The 17,819-nt window shown below is 46.2% G+C and carries 20 protein-coding genes; 12 read left to right on the top strand and 8 right to left on the bottom strand.

The window, feature by feature from the left end:
• Positions 1-2 precede the first annotated feature (2 nt).
• The 3 genes from ACMHKJ_RS08625 to ACMHKJ_RS08615 all read left to right on the top strand — a co-directional run bounded on the left by ACMHKJ_RS08625 (position 3) and on the right by ACMHKJ_RS08615 (position 1,893).
• On the top strand, positions 3-485 hold the full coding sequence (locus ACMHKJ_RS08625; protein WP_413493319.1) for a phage tail protein: 483 nt from the start codon (positions 3-5) through the stop codon (positions 483-485).
• Positions 482-1,591, top strand: coding sequence for a phage late control D family protein (locus tag ACMHKJ_RS08620; RefSeq protein ID WP_413493126.1), 1,110 nt, complete (start codon positions 482-484; stop codon positions 1,589-1,591). The genes ACMHKJ_RS08625 and ACMHKJ_RS08620 overlap by 4 nt, the downstream gene beginning before the upstream one ends.
• 83 nt (positions 1,592-1,674) lie before the next feature.
• Positions 1,675-1,893 carry an ogr/Delta-like zinc finger family protein gene (locus ACMHKJ_RS08615; protein ID WP_094762059.1) on the top strand — a complete coding sequence of 73 codons (219 nt, stop codon included), beginning with the start codon at positions 1,675-1,677 and terminating at the stop codon, positions 1,891-1,893.
• 48 nt (positions 1,894-1,941) lie between these two features.
• Here ACMHKJ_RS08615 and ACMHKJ_RS08610 read toward each other — a convergent pair whose 3' ends face one another.
• Entirely contained in the window at positions 1,942-2,703 is a 762-nt protein-coding gene (locus tag ACMHKJ_RS08610; RefSeq protein WP_413493124.1) for a hypothetical protein, read from the bottom strand.
• Between the two features lie 217 nt (positions 2,704-2,920).
• Positions 2,921-3,925, bottom strand: a complete 1,005-nt coding sequence (gene yejK / locus ACMHKJ_RS08605) for a nucleoid-associated protein YejK (protein ID WP_067402843.1) — start codon at positions 3,923-3,925, stop codon at positions 2,921-2,923.
• A gap of 232 nt (positions 3,926-4,157) precedes the next feature.
• Between yejK and ACMHKJ_RS08600 the strand changes: the two genes are divergently transcribed.
• Both ACMHKJ_RS08600 and yejM read left to right on the top strand, forming a co-directional pair.
• Complete coding sequence (locus tag ACMHKJ_RS08600) at positions 4,158-4,385, top strand: YejL family protein (protein WP_067426415.1); 228 nt, start codon at positions 4,158-4,160, stop codon at positions 4,383-4,385.
• Between the two features lie 27 nt (positions 4,386-4,412).
• Positions 4,413-6,173 (top strand): LPS biosynthesis-modulating metalloenzyme YejM, encoded by a 1,761-nt coding sequence (yejM, locus tag ACMHKJ_RS08595; RefSeq protein WP_413493122.1) that lies wholly within the window; start codon positions 4,413-4,415, stop codon positions 6,171-6,173.
• A 180-nt stretch (positions 6,174-6,353) separates the two neighbouring features.
• Here yejM and lpxL read toward each other — a convergent pair whose 3' ends face one another.
• Positions 6,354-7,283: an LpxL/LpxP family Kdo(2)-lipid IV(A) lauroyl/palmitoleoyl acyltransferase gene (gene lpxL, locus ACMHKJ_RS08590; RefSeq protein ID WP_413493120.1), complete on the bottom strand. Its 930-nt coding sequence runs from the start codon at positions 7,281-7,283 to the stop codon at positions 6,354-6,356.
• Positions 7,284-7,489: 206 nt separating this feature from the next.
• A complete protein-coding gene (locus ACMHKJ_RS08585) occupies positions 7,490-8,242 on the bottom strand; it encodes a TSUP family transporter (RefSeq protein WP_413493118.1) in 753 nt (250 codons plus the stop codon).
• 209 nt (positions 8,243-8,451) lie between these two features.
• Here ACMHKJ_RS08585 and ACMHKJ_RS08580 point away from each other — a divergent pair, with 209 nt between their 5' ends.
• Both ACMHKJ_RS08580 and ACMHKJ_RS08575 read left to right on the top strand, forming a co-directional pair.
• A complete protein-coding gene (locus tag ACMHKJ_RS08580) occupies positions 8,452-9,129 on the top strand; it encodes a DUF1345 domain-containing protein (protein ID WP_413493116.1) in 678 nt (225 codons plus the stop codon).
• Between the two features lie 23 nt (positions 9,130-9,152).
• Positions 9,153-9,707 carry a DedA family protein gene (locus ACMHKJ_RS08575; RefSeq protein ID WP_413493114.1) on the top strand — a complete coding sequence of 185 codons (555 nt, stop codon included), beginning with the start codon at positions 9,153-9,155 and terminating at the stop codon, positions 9,705-9,707.
• Here the strand turns inward: ACMHKJ_RS08575 and ACMHKJ_RS08570 are convergent.
• The 3 genes from ACMHKJ_RS08570 to ACMHKJ_RS08560 all read right to left on the bottom strand — a co-directional run bounded on the left by ACMHKJ_RS08570 (position 9,704) and on the right by ACMHKJ_RS08560 (position 11,868).
• Entirely contained in the window at positions 9,704-10,438 is a 735-nt protein-coding gene (locus ACMHKJ_RS08570) for a class I SAM-dependent methyltransferase (RefSeq protein WP_413493112.1), read from the bottom strand. The two genes, ACMHKJ_RS08575 and ACMHKJ_RS08570, sit on opposite strands and share 4 nt — an antisense overlap.
• 103 nt (positions 10,439-10,541) lie before the next feature.
• Complete coding sequence (gene cspE / locus ACMHKJ_RS08565; protein WP_067360990.1) at positions 10,542-10,754, bottom strand: transcription antiterminator/RNA stability regulator CspE; 213 nt, start codon at positions 10,752-10,754, stop codon at positions 10,542-10,544.
• Between the two features lie 271 nt (positions 10,755-11,025).
• Complete coding sequence (locus tag ACMHKJ_RS08560) at positions 11,026-11,868, bottom strand: nickel/cobalt efflux protein RcnA (protein WP_413493110.1); 843 nt, start codon at positions 11,866-11,868, stop codon at positions 11,026-11,028.
• Between the two features lie 141 nt (positions 11,869-12,009).
• On the opposite strand from ACMHKJ_RS08560, the gene rcnR reads away from it, so the two are divergent.
• Complete coding sequence (rcnR, locus tag ACMHKJ_RS08555) at positions 12,010-12,282, top strand: Ni(II)/Co(II)-binding transcriptional repressor RcnR (RefSeq protein WP_067402867.1); 273 nt, start codon at positions 12,010-12,012, stop codon at positions 12,280-12,282.
• Positions 12,283-12,505: 223 nt separating this feature from the next.
• Here rcnR and ACMHKJ_RS08550 read toward each other — a convergent pair whose 3' ends face one another.
• Complete coding sequence (locus tag ACMHKJ_RS08550) at positions 12,506-13,165, bottom strand: hypothetical protein (protein WP_413493109.1); 660 nt, start codon at positions 13,163-13,165, stop codon at positions 12,506-12,508.
• Between the two features lie 374 nt (positions 13,166-13,539).
• Between ACMHKJ_RS08550 and ACMHKJ_RS08545 the strand changes: the two genes are divergently transcribed.
• The 4 genes from ACMHKJ_RS08545 (at position 13,540) to ACMHKJ_RS08530 (ending at position 17,803) form a co-directional block, all read left to right on the top strand.
• Positions 13,540-13,944 (top strand): RidA family protein, encoded by a 405-nt coding sequence (locus ACMHKJ_RS08545; RefSeq protein WP_413493108.1) that lies wholly within the window; start codon positions 13,540-13,542, stop codon positions 13,942-13,944.
• Between the two features lie 81 nt (positions 13,945-14,025).
• Positions 14,026-15,198 carry an efflux MFS transporter YdeE gene (gene ydeE, locus ACMHKJ_RS08540; RefSeq protein WP_413493317.1) on the top strand — a complete coding sequence of 391 codons (1,173 nt, stop codon included), beginning with the start codon at positions 14,026-14,028 and terminating at the stop codon, positions 15,196-15,198.
• 149 nt (positions 15,199-15,347) lie between these two features.
• Positions 15,348-16,373: a methyltransferase gene (locus ACMHKJ_RS08535; RefSeq protein WP_413493106.1), complete on the top strand. Its 1,026-nt coding sequence runs from the start codon at positions 15,348-15,350 to the stop codon at positions 16,371-16,373.
• A gap of 83 nt (positions 16,374-16,456) precedes the next feature.
• Positions 16,457-17,803 carry a B12-binding domain-containing radical SAM protein gene (locus tag ACMHKJ_RS08530; protein WP_413493104.1) on the top strand — a complete coding sequence of 449 codons (1,347 nt, stop codon included), beginning with the start codon at positions 16,457-16,459 and terminating at the stop codon, positions 17,801-17,803.
• The last annotated feature ends 16 nt before the right edge of the window (positions 17,804-17,819 follow it).

The following is a 17,819-nucleotide window of genomic DNA, read 5'->3' as shown; positions in this document are numbered from 1 at the left end:
CAATGGCGGCTTTGGGTTTGTTTGTCTTTGATCTGCGTACCACGCCGTTTCAGGGAATGCAGCGCGAACATCAGTTCCGGTTCGGGTATAACAACCGGATAGGCAAGCGTCCGTCCTGGCAATTTTTAGGTCCGTCAAATGACGGGATCACGCTGTCCGGCACGCTTTACCCTGAGCTGACCGGCGGTAAATTCTCACTGCTGGCGTTGCAGTCTATGGCGGAAACAGGAAAAGCCTGGTCGCTTATTGGTGGCGAGGGAACCATTTACGGGATGTATGTTATTGAGTCACTGAGTGAAAATAAAAGTGACTTTTTCCATGACAGCGCCGCCCGAAAAATAGAATTCACCCTGTCACTGAAACGGGTTGATGAATCATTAGCTGAAATGTTTGGCGATATCAGTGAACAGCTGGATTCAATGACCACAGCGATCAGCGATTTCGGCACTAAAATTTCAGACGGAATCACAGGACTATTATCATGACGGATTTCTTCCTGACGGGTACAGAAAGCGTCCCGGCATATTCCCTATCAGCCGGAACGGTAAACATCAACGAACGCATTCAGGGGCGGCTTATCTCACTGTCGCTCACAGACAACCGCGGATTTGAGTCTGACCAATTGGATCTCGAGATCGATGATGCAGACGGAAAAATGATGCTGCCGAAACGCGGTGAAGTGCTGTCGCTGCACCTTGGCTGGAAAAATGAACCGTTGATTTTTAAAGGTAAATTTACTGTTGATGAAATAGAACACAGCGGCCCGCCTGATAAATTAACCATTCGCGGTCGCAGTGCGGACTTTCGTTCCTCACTGAACGCAAAGCGCGAAATGTCTTACCACGATAAAACCCTCGGCGATATCATCAGCACTATCGCGAAGCGGAACAGCGTGGAGCCGGTGATCGATAAAAAGCTGGCTGAGATTAAGATAGCCCACATCGACCAGACCAATGAGTCAGACGGTTCATTTCTGGCGCGTATCGGTAAGCAGGAAGGCGCAATTGCCGCTATCAAAAACGGCCAGTTGCTGTTTATGCCGCAGGGCAGCGGAAAAACCGCATCCGGAAAACCAATCCCGCCGCTGCTGATAACCCGCTCTGTCGGTGACGGCTACCGCTTCTCACTGGCTGACCGGGGCGCATACACCGGCGTTATCGCGTCATGGCTGAATACCCGCAAGCCGAAGAAAAAAGACGAGGTAAAGGTAAAGCGGAAACGTAAAACCAAGAAAAAAGCCCAGGAGAAAAAGAAAAAACCGGACGAGCCACAGGGCGATTATCTGGTCGGGGACGAGGGAAATATACTGACTCTTTCACACACCTACGCCAATAAGGGTAATGCTGAACGGGCAGCAAAAGCCGCCTGGGAAAAAATGCAGCGCGGTGTTGCTTCCCTTTCGCTTCAGCTGGCAAAAGGCAGGGCTGACGTTTACCCGGAAATGCCGGTGAAAGTTCAGGGATTTAAGCCGGAGATTGACGGAGCAGAGTGGATATTAACCCGCGTATCACACTCACTGAGTGACAGCGGCTTTACCTCTGCGCTTGAATTCGAAGTGAAAATTTCGGACATCGAAATGAGCGACGGATAAATAAGCAAAATAACACTGTAGATATCATCAGTAATTGCTATAATTAACGCAATATCAACATGATGATAAAAGGTAAGTCAATCATGATGAAATGTCCCCTTTGCAGCAGCCTCGCCCGTACCCGCAGTTCAAGAGATGTCACGACCGAAACGAAAGAACGTTATAACCAGTGTACCAATATCAACTGTGGTGCAACGTTCGTCAGTCATGAAACCCTGTCCCGATACATAATTAAACCTCAACTGATTGAGGCTGCAATTCCACACCCGACAAATGAACAACAGGTATCATTTGGGTTCTGATAAAACAAAGCCCCTCAATTGAGGGGCTTCGTACATCTGAATTAAATATTATTCGTAGTCGAAAGAAATAATATCACCGGTGATGATATTTACTTTAGCTACAGCCCGCTGCTTAACCGTAGCGTTATATTGGTTCTTACCGGTAAACGAGATTATAACCGTTGCGACAGGTGGCTTTGTATTGAGATCCATCCTGTAGGTTGTCGATTCGTGGGAATAGCTGGATCTGTCATTCATATCATTTTTAATCTGTTTTTCTAATGGACGGTAAGAACCGTCAAAAGATGAAAATTTTGATACAAAGTTATCCAGATTAACCCGGTCATTCAATGCGCTGGCAGAACGGTCAAAGTCAGCTTTGCACCATCCAAGAACCTCACCTAATTTCAGGTCAGTATTTTTTGTGTAGCTCATTTGACTGAGGCAGCTATAAAAAATATCGAAGTGAGAATCATCGAACGACACACTTTCCAGGTAGTTTTTAACAATATCCTGCCGGGTAGACTGAGCCTCATTGCGGTATTCTTTCAGAGACATTTGCGGGTACTTGAATTCAGGGATCTTAGGTTTGCTGACAACTGTTTCAATAACTTTTTCAGCCTGCTGATCCTGTGGGGCTTGAGGCTCATTTTTTACATCAGGGATAAGCACCACGGTCAGTATCACCATGACTAAGCATACATTAAGATAAAAAATACTCGCTTTCTTTCTGTTTGGCATTTTTACGATCTTTGGTTTTATTAACCCGAGAACAAAAGCCAAAAGGGAAAGGATCGCTAAAATAAGGGAAATAATCGCTAAATATTCCATAGAATCACCACGTTTATTAAGTAAAGTTAAACAATCAAAGTCGGGGTACATTGAACAGGCGGAGGCAAAAAAAGTAAAGCCCCGGAGCCGGGGCTTTGGTGGTCATAATATCGAACGTGGTCGCAATGTGGACATTGCTAGAAACAAGTCCTTTTGTTTCATGTAGATAAGTGGCTATATAAGCGCCGCTTTTGCGGCGTTATTTATTTCTGCCCTGCTATCCTTTATTACCTCTGCGCTGTAACTGATCCCGCAAATTCGGCGGTGTGCCTTTAATCGTCAGCGTATCTGTTGCCGCATCCCAGAAAATCCGCTCACCCAGCAACATCGCGTCAAAATTGATCGTCATTCCGCCGCCGCTGCCGGCAAATTTAGTCAGCTGGCGAAGTGTACTGCGATCCGCCGGAAAGGATTCTTCCAGTCCGTACTCTTTTTCCTGAGTAAATTCAGCAAAGCTCTGTTCGCCCAATGGAGGCAGCTCTGCGGACAACTCAGTCAGCCGGATCTCTTCCCCGCTCTGCAACTGCTCATTACAGTATTCAGAAACCTGTTTGCGGTACGCCTGACGCTCTTGCTTACCGGCCTGCGTCTCTTCACAGTAATCATCCAGCGCCTGTAGCAAACCTTTGTTCTGCACTTTGGCGTTAAACCCTTCCGCAGCACCCAGGAAATCCATGAAGAAATCAGAGACTTTACGTCCGACACGTCCTTTCAGAAAGGTCAGATAACGGACTGATTCAGGGTTTGTTTCCCACTCCGTCAAATCAATACGGGCAATAATATCCGCATGCGGGATATCCAGATAATGCGTACTGTTCAGTTCCAGGCTCTCATTTACCAGCATACTCTGACAACTGTCCAGAACCGCGACCAGCAAATATTCCACCGCCAGGTAGCGATAATGGGCAAATAACACCACCCCGCCCTGAGCAAACGGATATTTTGCCAGTTCATCTTTCAGCCGCACCGTTGCCGCACGGGTAAAGGCGTGAAACTCTTCCTCTCCCTGACGCTGTAAGCGCAGTGAAGCCGATAACTCACTCTCTTCATTAAATACACCGTACGCTTTACTCTTCGCGCTGTAGACCCGGTGCAGTTCTGCCATCATATCTTCAACAATGGCGGTTTTTTCCAGCGGTGTGTCCCGCAGTACCACTTCCAGTGTCTGCTCATCGCGTTTAATCAATTGATGTAACGCAATCTGAATAATATCCAGACTCATTTTTTGCTCCTCAGGCCTCGTTTGCGCGTATTCAAACATCGTTATGATACGCGTGCAAGTCTCATCCGCACCAGAATACGCCACAACATGGCAACCGACTGAATGCAGAATAAAAAAATGTTTTTTCCTGCGTAACCGCATCCATAATTGAAATAATTTTCTGCAAAAAGCAGAAATACGCCCGCTCATCAGTTATGATATAGAGCTTTGTACAATCAGGATATATACGTTTATGCCACAGTCATCCCGCTACAGTGATGAACACGTTGAAAAGTTACTGGCTGAGCTGGTCAGTGTGCTCGAAAAAAACCGGACACCAACCGATCTCTCGCTTATGGTATTAGGAAATATGGTAACCAATCTCATCAATACCAGTGTTGCACCATCGCAGCGCGTGCATATTGCTGACTCCTTTGCCCGTGCACTGAAATCTTCCGTCAGTGAAGATAAAGCGCATTAACCGCACACCGGCTGATAACGAAACACTATGGTAACGTATCGTCCGAAATACGGTGACAAAGTCTCCCAGATGATAAGCTGGGGGCACTGGTTCACCCTGTTTAATATACTGCTGAGCCTTGCACTCAGCAGCCGTTACCTGTTTATTTCTGACTGGCCGGGCACTCTGACCGGTCGCATTTATGCCATCAGCAGCTGGCTTGGTCATTTCAGTTTTCTGGCGTTTGCTCTCTATCTGCTGATTATCTTTCCGCTCACCTTTGTGGTGATGTCGCAGCGTCTGCTCAGATTTCTCTCTGCCGCTATCGGAACTGCCGGGCTGACACTGCTGCTGTTTGATATCGGGATTTATGAACAATTCCGCCTCCACCTGAACCCTGTCGTCTGGGATCTGGTGATAAACCCTGTACAGGGTGAAATGGCGCGGCGCTGGCAATTTATCTTTATTGCTATCCCGGTTATTTTTCTTGTTGAAATGCTGTTCGGCACCTGGAGCTGGCAGAAACTGCGCAGCCTGAACCGGCAAAAATTCGGTAAACCGGTTGCTGTGGTTTTTATCACCGCCTTTATTACCTCTCATATTATGTATATCTGGGCAGATGCCAATTTCTATCGCCCGGTAACGATGCAACGCTACAACCTGCCGGTTTCCTACCCGATGACCGCCCGCAAATTCCTCGAGCGTCACGGGCTGATTGACACCAGCAGTTATGAACAACAACTGCTTCTGCACGGCGATCCGACTGCGCAGGGTGTGGAATATCCGGTCAATAAACTAAGCTACGCGGACAACGGCAGCGGGTATAATTTGCTGCTTGTCACACTCTCTTATCTCGATCAGGACGATATCAGCAAGTCGATGCCAAACCTGGCGCATTTCGCACAGGAAAGCACGCAATTTTCCCGGCACTACAGCAGTGAGATTGATCCGGAAAAAGCCCAGTTCGGGCTGTATTACGGGATCTCCGGCACCTATTATGACGGTATACTGAACGGACGTGTTCCGTCAGCGCTGATGTCCGCGCTCAGCGCACAAAACTATCAGACCGGCTTTTTCTCAACAGAGAACTTTACGTCACCGCTCTATCGCTATGCCCTGCTGGCAGATTACAGCCTGCCGCCACTGCGGGACACCGGAGAAGCCGGTAAGAAAAACAGCAGCATTACTGATGTGGCTTACCGCTGGAGTGCCTGGCTGAAACAAACCCGTCAGGGACAGCCGTGGTTTGCGCTGGTTAACCTGAGCGCCCCGGTACCGCTTAATTCAGATATGACAGATATTGATGATGTCCTGGGCGTACTGGTACAGGATATCCGGGCGCGGGGTGAGTGGGATAAAACCGTCATTATCATTACTGCCGGTGCCAATGACGACGTGAATGAATTAAAGAGCACCTGGGTCACAGACGGAAAATTTAACCGCGGACAGTTGCACGTGCCGTTGCTTATCCACTGGCCTGAAACACCGGCACAGGTTATCACCAAACTGACCGCGCACCCTGATATTATGGCAACGCTGATGCAACGCCTGCTGCACGTCAGCAATCCACAGAGCGAATATACTCAGGGTGAAGACCTGTTCAGCCCGGCGCGCCGTAAACCATGGATATTTACCGGTGATAACAACAACCTGGTGATTATCAAACCTGACTCAGCCTCTGTTCTGACATCTCAGGGGAAATATCAGCGTTTCGATGTAAATAATGAAACAATTAAGCATGCCAAACCGGATATGGCTGAATTATTACAGGTTCTGACTGAGCAAAAACGGTTTATTGATACAGATTAACCGGCAGATTCACTCTGCTACAGAAACAGCATAACTACAGACATAAAAAAACCAACCGCCGGAGTTGGTTTTTTTATATCTGCTAATTTAGAGCATATATATTAATATGTGGTTATTAAGTCTTCTGATACGCAGTTAATATATATTCACATCAATAATATTTATATAATTTTTTATTAATCAATATACTCCGGGCTCGCCTTTCGGCCTTGTTTTAAAGCGCCGGTGCGCCCAAAGATACTGGTCAGGAGCTCTCATTATCTCTGCTTCTATGATTTTATTCATTTTATGAACATCATCCCGCTCATTTCCGCTTGGAAAGCCTTCTATTTCAGGACCAATAATTAAGCTGTAATGCTTATCTGCTGCTTTATTGTCATTTCTGACCAGAGAAACCGTCAGTGAAGGTGACCCGGATAAGCTTGCCAATATCACCGCACCTTTTGATGTGGAGACATTTTCAACAGCAAAGAAAGGCACAAATACTGTTCCTTTTACACCAAAATCCTGGTCGGGTGCGAACCATATCGCCTGACCTTTCTTCAGCTCATTCACCATGAATCTCAGGTTTTTTCGGTCGATCATTCCTTTACCTGAACGGCACCGTGCTTTTGTCTGAATGTATTCCATCGCTTTATTATTATGAGGGCGATACATCGCATTGACCGGAAGGCTTAACCCCATAATCCGGCCGCCAAGCTCCATCAACATCGCGTGCGTACCAATCAGCAAAATGCCTGCATTTTTCTTATTTGCATCAGTAAAATTGGATAACCCACTGATGGAATATAACTTACTGACCCTTCTGTCACTCCAGAACCAGGCAATACCGGTTTCAAATAATGCAATCCCCAGAGAGGCAAGATTATCCATAACCATATCATTAATTTCAGAATTTGTTTTTTCAGGAAAGCATAATTCCAGGTTTCGTCTGATTATAGATACGCGTCTTTTTATAAAAAACCGGGAGAATTTACCTAAGCGCTTACCGATGAAAAGTAACCACACATAAGGCAACTGGACCAATAAGAACAAAACAGAAACGCCAAACCAGGTCAGGAAATATTTCGGATGAAGTAATTTTAACGAGAACGAATTTTTAGAATACACAGACAAGAGTCCTTCAGAGGCTTAAAAGACCTTCCTTTAAGATTTAGTGAAATTAGACTACATTAATCAATAAAAGTCATTTTATAATATTTTTTATTTTCAACAAGTATTTAATGTTCACTAAATTCATACTTTTCCGGTACACAACGCAATTTCGTGGCAGGTTTAGTAAAAAACAGACATTCCCCCGGCAGATAAGCCTTATGTCAATAATACATATCAATCAACATCTTTATACTGATACCTGCTGAGACTAAAATAATCATTGGCCTGATTATTTTTTGGCCTGATGACAACACAACCCCCGCACCCAGTCTGGCGCCAATTACCTGACCGGCAAACATGAGCAGACCTAATGTCCAGATCATTTTCCCGCCTGCAATAAAAAAAATAACCGACGAAGTATTGGATGCCAAATTCAGAAAATTAGAGTGTATTTGTGCTTTATCTATACGATAGCCCAATAACAGCATATAGCTTATTGTATAAAAAGTGCCTGCTCCTGCACCCAAAAAACCATCATAAAACCCGATCCCCCCGCCGCAGATAAATGAAAATAAAAAATAAGAAACACGCTGTTTTTCTTTTGATTTTGTAATATCAGGCGAAAAAATAAAATAAAGCGTCACACCAATAATTAGTATCGGAAGTAATTTCTTTAAGAATGAAGGATCGATGAACTGAACAAAAATAGTACCGGCGGCGGCACCAAAGAATGTAGCAATAAAAACCCATTTATTATTTTTTAAATCAATTCGTCCCTGTCGTAAAAAATAGATTCCGGATGTTAATGAACTGCCCAGTGACTGCATTTTATTTGTAGCAAGTGCGTTAGCAGGAGGTAAACCCGAAATCAGTAATGCGCTGATGGAAAGAAATCCACCTCCACCTGAAACTACATTAATAAAACCAGCGGCAATCGCAACAAAAAACATGATAACAAAAAATGTTATGCTCATGGAGAGTTACTTTTAATATTATGATTTTCACCAGTATAAATATAATTTTGCCGACAAAAAGTGATCTTTACGGAAAATGTCATGAATAAAAAGTGTTTAGTTGTAATCCTGTGCAGGAAGATCCGCATATTCAGCGGATACAAGCCAACTCTGTTAAATATTTGATATGATAGTACACTATGATTAGTTATTTTTGACAGGGCATTGATATGTTACGTTACGGCATCCGCATCACCCATATTGTTCGTCATACTCTTCATTCACGTCCGCGTTTTGTAGTTTCACTGTTTGTGGCTCTGGTCACTTTTTTCGCATTACTTCCCACACAAAGCACGCTGATGTGCCTGATCCTGGGCTGGAATGCATTTTCCTGGGTTTATCTGCTGTTTCTATTTGAGCGGATGATCAATAAAAATGTAAAAGATATCCGCAAACTCACGAAAATTGAGGATGAAAGTGCGCGGATGGTTATCTTTTTTCTGCTGGCCGGTTGCTGTGTAAGTTTGTTAGTTCTGTTCTTTGCATTAGGCGGACACGGAAATCTCACCGGACATGATAAAATTTATCCGTATATACTGACAGCCTCCACGCTTATTTCATCCTGGCTGTTGCTGCCGGCCGGTTTTACAATGCACTATGCTCATCTTTATTATCACAATGCCGAACAAGATAAGCCTTGGTTAATATTTCCGGATAAACCTGCGGAGCCCGGTTATTCTGATTTTATGTATTTTTCCTTTACCATTGCAGTGGCATCACAAACGGCAGACGTTGAAATTGCCTCAACACCAATGCGTCGCGCTGTAATATTACAATCCATTGTCTCTTTTATTTTTAATATGGCTATATTGGGTTTATGCATCAATATTTCAGCCAGCTTATTTTAATGTACTGAGGGTAAACACAGTCAATGACGGAGATACTCACCCACTGGATTACCGAATATGGTTATTGGGCAACTTTTTTCGGCACAATGCTCGAAGGAGAAACGGCGGCATTTCTTTCAGGGATAGCTGCACATAACCAGTTATTATCGTATCCGCAGGTGATGTTATTTGCCGCGCTTGGCGGTATTGTCAGTGACAATATTTTGTTTTTCACCGGCTATTTTGCCGGTGGCCGGATTCTCCCCCGCTTTCATCGCCACACAGATAAAATTATCCGCGTACAACAGATAATTCAGCACAGAGAAAGCCTTATTATTATCGGCATCCGGTTTGCTTACGGATTACGGACAATCGGCCCGATAATTATCGGTGCGGCAAAAGTAGATCCTCTGAAATTTTTTATACTGAATATTATCGGCGGAATGCTGTGGGGAATTATTATTGTGTCTGCCGGTTATTTTGCCAGTGCCGCAGTGCTGGCGTTGCCACTGCATACCTATCTTTCCTGGCTTATTATCATTGCAGCCATCATTTTTCTGATCATTTTATTGCGCAGAAAGAGCGTCTACCGCCATTAATCCGGCTTGCGGGCGCTCAGAAGGAAGATCATCGGACGCTCTTTTTCTTCATCCAGTGCCGGGTTTTCAGCAATTTGTTCTGCTGATGGCCCCCATTCATCCATCGCGACTATTTCAAAGCCAGATGCAATCAGAAGATTTACCCATGTGGATAACTTCCGGTGCTGTTTTTCTACACTATCGGCAAACCAATTACTGATGCGCACGCCTTCCTGCTGATACTGATTTACCGGCCAGGCTCTGTTTCCTTCGCTGTCCGTGCTCCAGGCCTGAACAACCGGTGCAGTATAGATCGGATGTTCTGCTGAGAAAATCAGCATGCCCCCGGGTGTCAGTGCCCGGAACAATGTCGCAAACAGTGCAGGAATATCCCGCAGATAATGAAGTGCAAGAGAGCTGTAAATCACATCGCTTTGTGTGGCAGGTAATGAAAGTGTCTCCAGATCAGCACGATGATATAAAATACCGCTGTCTTGTGTCATGGATGCTGCTTTCATCAACATTTTTTCAGACAGATCAAACCCGCTAACCTGTGAAGCAAGTTGTGTCCGCGCCCAGCGACAAAACCAGCCATAGCCACAACCAAGGTCGATAACTGATTTTCCGGCAAGTGATGGCAAGAGAGCCTGCATTGCACCCCATTCCGGGGCGCCATTCAATCCCTCTACAGACCGGGGCAGCGAGGCATAGCCGTTAAAAAAATCCGGATCATCATAAATATTCTGAGACATGCTTTACACCTTACTTAATAAATGCCCGTGATATTCCTGATCGACAGACATAAAAAAACCCCACCGAAGTGAGGTTCTTAAATCTGCTTAATGGGTGGCTGAATTACAGCGCTACCACATTACCCGCTGCCGGGCCTTTCATACCATTTTCAATGGTGAAAGAAACTTTCTGGCCTTCAGCCAGTGATTTGAAGTTGTCGCTCTGGATTGCAGAGAAGTGAACGAACACGTCTTTGCTACCGTCAGCTGGAGTGATAAAGCCAAAACCTTTATCATCGTTAAACCATTTTACAGTACCAGTGATTGTGTTAGACATTTGTATTTCCTTTAATTTATCTTGTTGCCATAAGGCGTATTTGCGGTTTGATTTCGATTTACTTATGGGAACTATTAGAAGGAATTCGCTATGTTAAGGTATCTAAGATAACACTTAACGCAGAATGACTAACCGGACTGACATAAATAGGTCTGCACTTCCAAACCAGTGGCAGTATTAAACCACACGAATTCCCGTCACGCAAATCATTTTTTGCTTAATTTAATAAAAAAGGGGGAAATATTCCCGGAGACGCCGGGAATATCATTCGTTACCCTGCAAGTCCCATATAGCCGTGGATCCCCATATACAGCCCGACAATTGCGATAAGTACGGCTGAGAAGTAAGGTGCTTTTTTTGCCACCTCACCTAATCCCTGCCAGCGGCGGTTAACCTGCCTGACACCAATTGCCGTCACAACACCTACTGTGACTAATGTCAGCGCAAGTCCGATACTGAAACTCAGCACCATTGTCGCCCCCAGGGTGAACGCTTTCAGTTGCAGACAAATAAGCAGCACTGTTATGGCTGCCGGACAAGGGATCAGCCCGCCGGTCAGACCAAACAGTAAAACCTGGCTGTTTGTCGCGCGACCATCCGTAAAACGATGTTTGATTTCATCCGCATGCGCTTTGGCATGTGCATCAAGATATTCACTGTCATGATGATGGGCGTGATCATGTCCGTGTCCGTGATGAGTATGATCGTGATGAGCATGGTCGTGATGCGCATGATGGTGATGACTATCCCCCTGCATTTGCGCCAGCCAGCCTTTTTCGCCCCGGTAAGTCCGCATAAACATCCAGAACGCGGTGGCTAAAATAACGACAGCGGAAACCATCTGTAACCAGGGCTCAACCGCTTCGGCTGTAAAACGCTTACTTATATACATGCCCCCGAGGGCGATAAGCCAGACAATCAACGTGTGTGATAATGTCGCTGCCAGCCCCAGCAATACAGCCTGCCTGACGGTGCCTTTTACAGCAATTATAAATGCCGCCATCATGGTTTTTGAATGTCCCGGCTCCAGCCCGTGCAATGCACCAAGCGCAATTGCGCCGGGGATAAAAAACCACGCGTTACCCTGCTGTAATAAAGAAGCAAAATCCGTCATACCTGTGCGCCTGTATTTTCAGAAAGAGAAAGAGTGAACGCAGTATACTCCCCCCCAGTATAAATAAACTACCTCTTTGTCTGACTAAAGTGCTACTATTTTACCCGTTAACTTTATATTTCCTTATCTCACAGGGCTGCTATGTCACACACCATCAGGGATAAACAGAAGCTTCAGAACCGGGCCAGCAAAATTCAGGGGCAGGTAAATTCACTGAAAAAAATGCTGGATGAACCTCATGAGTGCGCGGCTGTTCTGCAACAAATTGCAGCTATACGCGGCGCGGTTAACGGGCTAATGCGGGAAGTAATTAAAGGGCACCTGACAGAGCATGTTGTTCATCAGGAAGATGAGGAGAAACGTCAGGATGATTTGGATATCGTGCTGAAAGTGCTGGACTCTTATATTAAATAATTTGTTGCATTGTATTTTATCCGGTTTTCCCGGTTGTTATTTTTACACTACATATACCCAACGTCATTCAGGATGCAGGCAGGCGGCAAGGGAAGATAGACAGGGAGCATACACAAGTATGTGACCCGGCCAGATGAGTACAGCCAACAAACCTGCAGTTTGAATAAATAAAGGTATAAAGGTGATGCGTTTTTATATCACCTTATAATGACATCTGCCACATTCAATAATTAAATTCTTTTATTATTTTCTTATCTGTATCAACAATAACGTTCAGATAAACATCCATAAACTGCCCGTTATAACGATGTTTTTTAATTGTCATCGAATATTTACTCAGTTGCTCACCGGATGCGGCGATTAATACCTCAGTCTGCCTGCCGTTTCTGATAACTTTACTGAGAATATAATCCGGCACATAACGGCTGCGATCACTCATGGCTCTGACGGCCTGCGGCGAATATTTCATTTTTGTCGCCGTTGCACTCAGCGTCAGACGGCTTTTCAGTGACGAGACAATCTGCATACTCAGTTTCACGCCGCCGCTGCTGACAGCCCGGGTGGCACCACCGCGCATCAGCAAAGAGGTTCGTCCGCACAGTTTCGCCACCACACCGCCAACCAGCAGCAGATCCAGCGGGTCAAACAACGGCGACTCCAGCGGCATTTCATACACTGTCTGGTAGTGGCCATTAATATCATAAATATGATAAACCCCGTTCATACCATACAGATAACCAATACACAGCCCTGTCGATTCATCAATAACCGGTGTTACACCTTCAGGTACAGATGACTCAACCGGTAATGCAAAAAAATCCCCTTCATTCAGCGGCGATGTAAACTCATGGAATTGTCCGTCAGTCTTATCAAAATTCGACATTGATATATCCTTAATTTAAAAATAAACTCCCTTCAAAGCATGCGCTGAACAGATATCAGAATAATGCCTGCTTATTTATCGTATTCAACAGACTTACCGCTAAAATTTCACCGGTCGTCACAATATTGCCTGGTTATTATCTCAATGCTACGTGTTTTACGGGAAAGAATATAGAAATATTCTGCCTGACGAGATAATAGAGATAAATATACATATTAATAATTAGGAATTATCTATGGGGTATGTTTGTATTTTATTTTATGATGCTCACCACGGTTAATATTGCGTTAATTTATACTGCAATAAAACATTTTATGATAAAAGCGGTATTTTCTCTTATTTAGTCAACAAAAAAATTCAGCAGAAGGGTCATTATGCATAAAAAACTCATTAATCCGCCCGATCTCTTTAATTCACTGCAATACGGATTCAGTCAGGCGGTGGAAACCACCGGCACCCGTCAGTTGTTTCTGTCCGGTCAGGTCGGTGTTGATCACCGGGAAATAACCGTATCCGGCGGAATGCGGGAGCAAGCGGCGCAATCTGTGGATAATATTGCCCGCGCACTTGCGGCTGCCGGCGGTGACCTCTCTCATGTGGTTATGCTGCGGATTTATATCCGTGCCGGTGCTGATTCACATGATGAACAAATGGCAATTGCGGATGTGCTGAAAGAAAAATTTGCTGCCTCAGCCCCGGCGTCGTCCTGGATTATCGTCAGCGGACTATCCCTGCCGGAATGGCTGATTGAGATAGAAGCGCAGGCGGTGCTGCCATAACCGGAAAGGCGCTGTACAGTGCCTGATTTGCATGATATTGATTATCTGAATATAAAAAATATTATTATTGAGACTGTCACCATGCAAGCCGCCACGCGCTCGACTATTGCTCTGTTAGCCTCTTCATTCTTAATTACCATCGGACGCGGTGCCACCATTCCGTTTATGGCGATTTATCTCAGCCGCCAGTACGGTATGGCAGTCGATCAGGTGGGTATCGCATTAACCGTTGCACTTACTACCGGCGTGCTTTTCAGTCTTGGCTTCGGAATTATTGCGGATAAATTTGATAAAAAACGCTATATGCTGGTTTCAATCCTTGTTTATATCGCAGGATTTATCGCCATTCCACTTACACACAACATTGCCCTTGTGGTTGTTTTTTTCTCTCTGGTTAATTGCGCCTATTCCGTTTTTGCCACCGTCCTGAAAGCCTATTTTGCCGATACACTGCCGCCTGCGCGTAAAACAAAGGTATTTTCCCTGAACTACACCTTTGTCAATATGGGCTGGACAGTCGGCCCGCCTGTCGGCACAGCACTGCTGATGTACAGCGCTAACCTGCCCTTCTGGCTTGCCGCCTGCTCCGCCGCGTTCCCTGTCTTATTTATTCAGCGCTTTGTCCGCAGTGTTCCCCCGTCTGCCGCAACCGGTAGCAGCACAACCTGGCAGCCCTCCGTAATGCTTCATGATAAAGCACTGCTCTGGTTCACATTGTCGGCCTTTATGGGCTCCCTGGTCTTCGGTTCTTTCTCCACCTGTATTTCACAATATGTGCTGACAGTCGCGGACTCGACACTTGCGGAAAAAGTGATTGGTGTGGTTCTGCCGGTCAATGCCGCTGTCGTGGTGTCATTGCAATACATGGTCGGGCGGCGGCTCCGGCAGGAAAACCTGAAAAAACTGATGACGCTCGGCACCCTGTTTTTTATGGGCGGACTTGCCGGGTTTATGATGGCGGGCAGTAATTTAGTATTCTGGGGGCTGGCGGCCTTCGTGTTTACCCTCGGTGAACTGATTTATGCACCGGGTGAATATATGCTGATCGACGGAATTGCCCCGGATGGCATGAAATCGAGCTATTTTTCCGCACAATCCCTCGGCTGGCTGGGCGGCGCATTTAATCCGCTGTTCACCGGCGGTGTTCTGACCAGCTTCCCGCCTGATACCTTGTGGCTGATGCTGATTGGTGTCTCCGCCGGTGCCTGGCTCTGTATGATGCGCGGGTTGCGGATTAGCAATGCATACCGCTGAATCGTGACATCCATACCAAATATTTAATATCCGAATAATTATCTGTAAAATAATTAATAATACTTATGATTTACTGCGGTAATATTTTTTAGCCGGGCTATGCTTCTCCTGATTGTTTAATTTTATTTAACTAAAACAGGAGTCGCTTTATGTCACAAAATATACCAATGACGCCCGCTGAAGAGAAAGCCGCGCTACGTGTTATGGATATCGCGATGAGCTTTACTCTGCCCGGATGTCTGCGCACAGCATCACAACTGCATCTTGCCGATCACCTTGCAAAGGAACCGCTTTCTGTTAATACACTGGCTGAACGGACAAAATCACAGCCGGCTCTGCTGCATAAAGTCTTCCGGATGCTGACTGCTAACGGTATTTTTACCGCTTATGACAATGATCTTTACGGGCTGAATACAGAAGCTGAGTTTCTGAAAGCAGACCATCCCTATTCACAGCGCCATACCATTCTGATGCTGACAGATGAAACACTGTGGAAACCCGTTGGCCGGGTGACTGATGCCATTCAGGGCACACCACCGTTTGAAGACTGTTTCGGTGAATCGTTCTACGAATACCACGAAAAACATCAGGGCGGTGACTACAACTTCCCGTCCGGGATGTCTGCCTTGTCTGAAGTGGAAAACTATTTTGTCGTCAATACCTATGAATTCCCTGAAAACAGCCGTGTAATGGATATCGCCGGTGGTCTGGGCGGGTTATTGCTCCGGATCCTGCGGGCAAATCCGTCACTCCACGGTATATTACTCGATCGCCCGCATGTGCTTTCAGACAACCGGCTGTCGGGACAGGGCATAGATAGCCGGTGGACTGCCGTGTCCGGAAACCTGTTTGAAGCCCTGCCTGAGTCTGATATTTATATCCTGAAAAATATTATGCAGGACTGGCAGGATGAACGAGCGCTGGTGATACTGAACAACTGCCGTGAATCCATGCGAAAAGACAGTAAGCTACTGATTATTGAGCCAATTATCTATCCGGTAAAAAAATTGGACTCCCGTCATGCTATGGATATTCTCTGCCTGACCGCCTTCCCGAACGGCGGCGAGCGGACCATACCTGAATTTGAGGCATTGCTGGCAAAAGCCGGACTGAAAATCAACCGACTGATCCCGACCGGCTGTTATGTCTCCATCCTGGAGGTGGTTAAAGCCTGATAATTGATCAGACACAGTGCGTACACCTGCGCGCTGTGTCATTGTTATCTTACTTATGTCAAATTCAGGAACAGGATACAGCGGTGAATATTTTACTGATTTTGCCGTTTGACAGAACGTACCGTTACAGGAAAAGTGCGTTTTCTGTTGCTATCAGTTATGCCCCGCTAACCCTTATCACACTTGCCGCCCTTGTTCCGCCGCACCTGAACGCGGAACTGACACTGACAGATGAAGGTGTTTCCCCGCCTGTCACCACCGGCAATTTTGATCTGGTGGTTATCACCTCCACTGCCTCTTCTTCTCCGCGTGCTTATGCGCTGTGCCATTATTGGCGACAGCGCGGGGCGTATGTTGCCATGGGTGGCGCACATGTCACTCTGCAACCTGATGAAGCTGCACATTATGCAGATACCGTCATGATCGGCGCAGGTGAACACATCTGGCCGCAATTTTTGCAGGACTTTGCGGACGGACATCCGCTTGCCCGCTATCAGCACACACCGGAGCGGGGTTATCTGCCAATGCCGGTACCGCGCCGTGATCTGCTTCCCCGCCGTACTTATATGAAAATCTCCACGATTATTGCCGATCGTGGCTGTCCGTTGTCCTGTGACTTTTGTTCAATACAACATCAGTGGGGACGAAAAGGGACAGCACGTCCGGTTGAAGAGGTCATTGAAGAGATAAAACTCAGCGGTGAACGGCGCTGGATTTTTCTTGATCCGAACCTGTATGCCGATCGCGGGTACAGTCTCGCACTCTTCCGCGCCCTGATCCCCCTCAAAATCCGCTGGTCCGGACTGGCAACGCTTAATGTGACCGATGACGAAGAGGTATTCCGCGCCCTGTGTAACAGTGGCTGTGAAGGATTATTGATTGGACTCGAAAATCTCAGTCAGCATACGATGACATCTGTCGGAAAGCGCTGTAATCAGGTCAGTGAATACCAGCGCCAGATCCGCCTTCTGCGTCATAATAAAATCGCAGCACTCGGCTGTTTTGTTCTGGGCTTTGATGAAGACACCCCGGAAAGTATCCGGGACACACTCCTCCGGATACCGGCTCTCGGGCTCGATCTGGTACGTTTTTCTGTCCTGACGCCGCTGCCGGGCACCCGGTTGTGGGAAAGAATGAAGCAGGAAGGCCGGTTAATCACACAAGACCTGAGTTTATACGATAACGAACATGTTGTTTTTCAGCCCAAACAGATGTCGCCGGAAGAACTGCACGGGTTGCTGCATGAAGCCTGGCGTGAAACATACCGCCTGTCCGCTATCGGGCGGCGGGTTTTCAGCCATCCCGGAAACCGTCTGATCCGCCTGGTGGCAAACTTCGGTTTCCGTCTTTATGGTCGTCGTTTGCGCCGGGAAAATCCCGCCCTGTTTAGTTCCGCGGTAGTCACTGATAACACAAGGAAGTCTGACTGATGCGCCTTTTGCTTAA

It is taken from the genome of Morganella psychrotolerans, assembly GCF_965118875.1.
In the GTDB taxonomy this organism is placed as follows: domain Bacteria; phylum Pseudomonadota; class Gammaproteobacteria; order Enterobacterales; family Enterobacteriaceae; genus Morganella; species Morganella psychrotolerans_C.
Note: the sequence above shows the minus strand (reverse complement) of the source record. Positions and strands in the feature narration are given on the sequence as shown.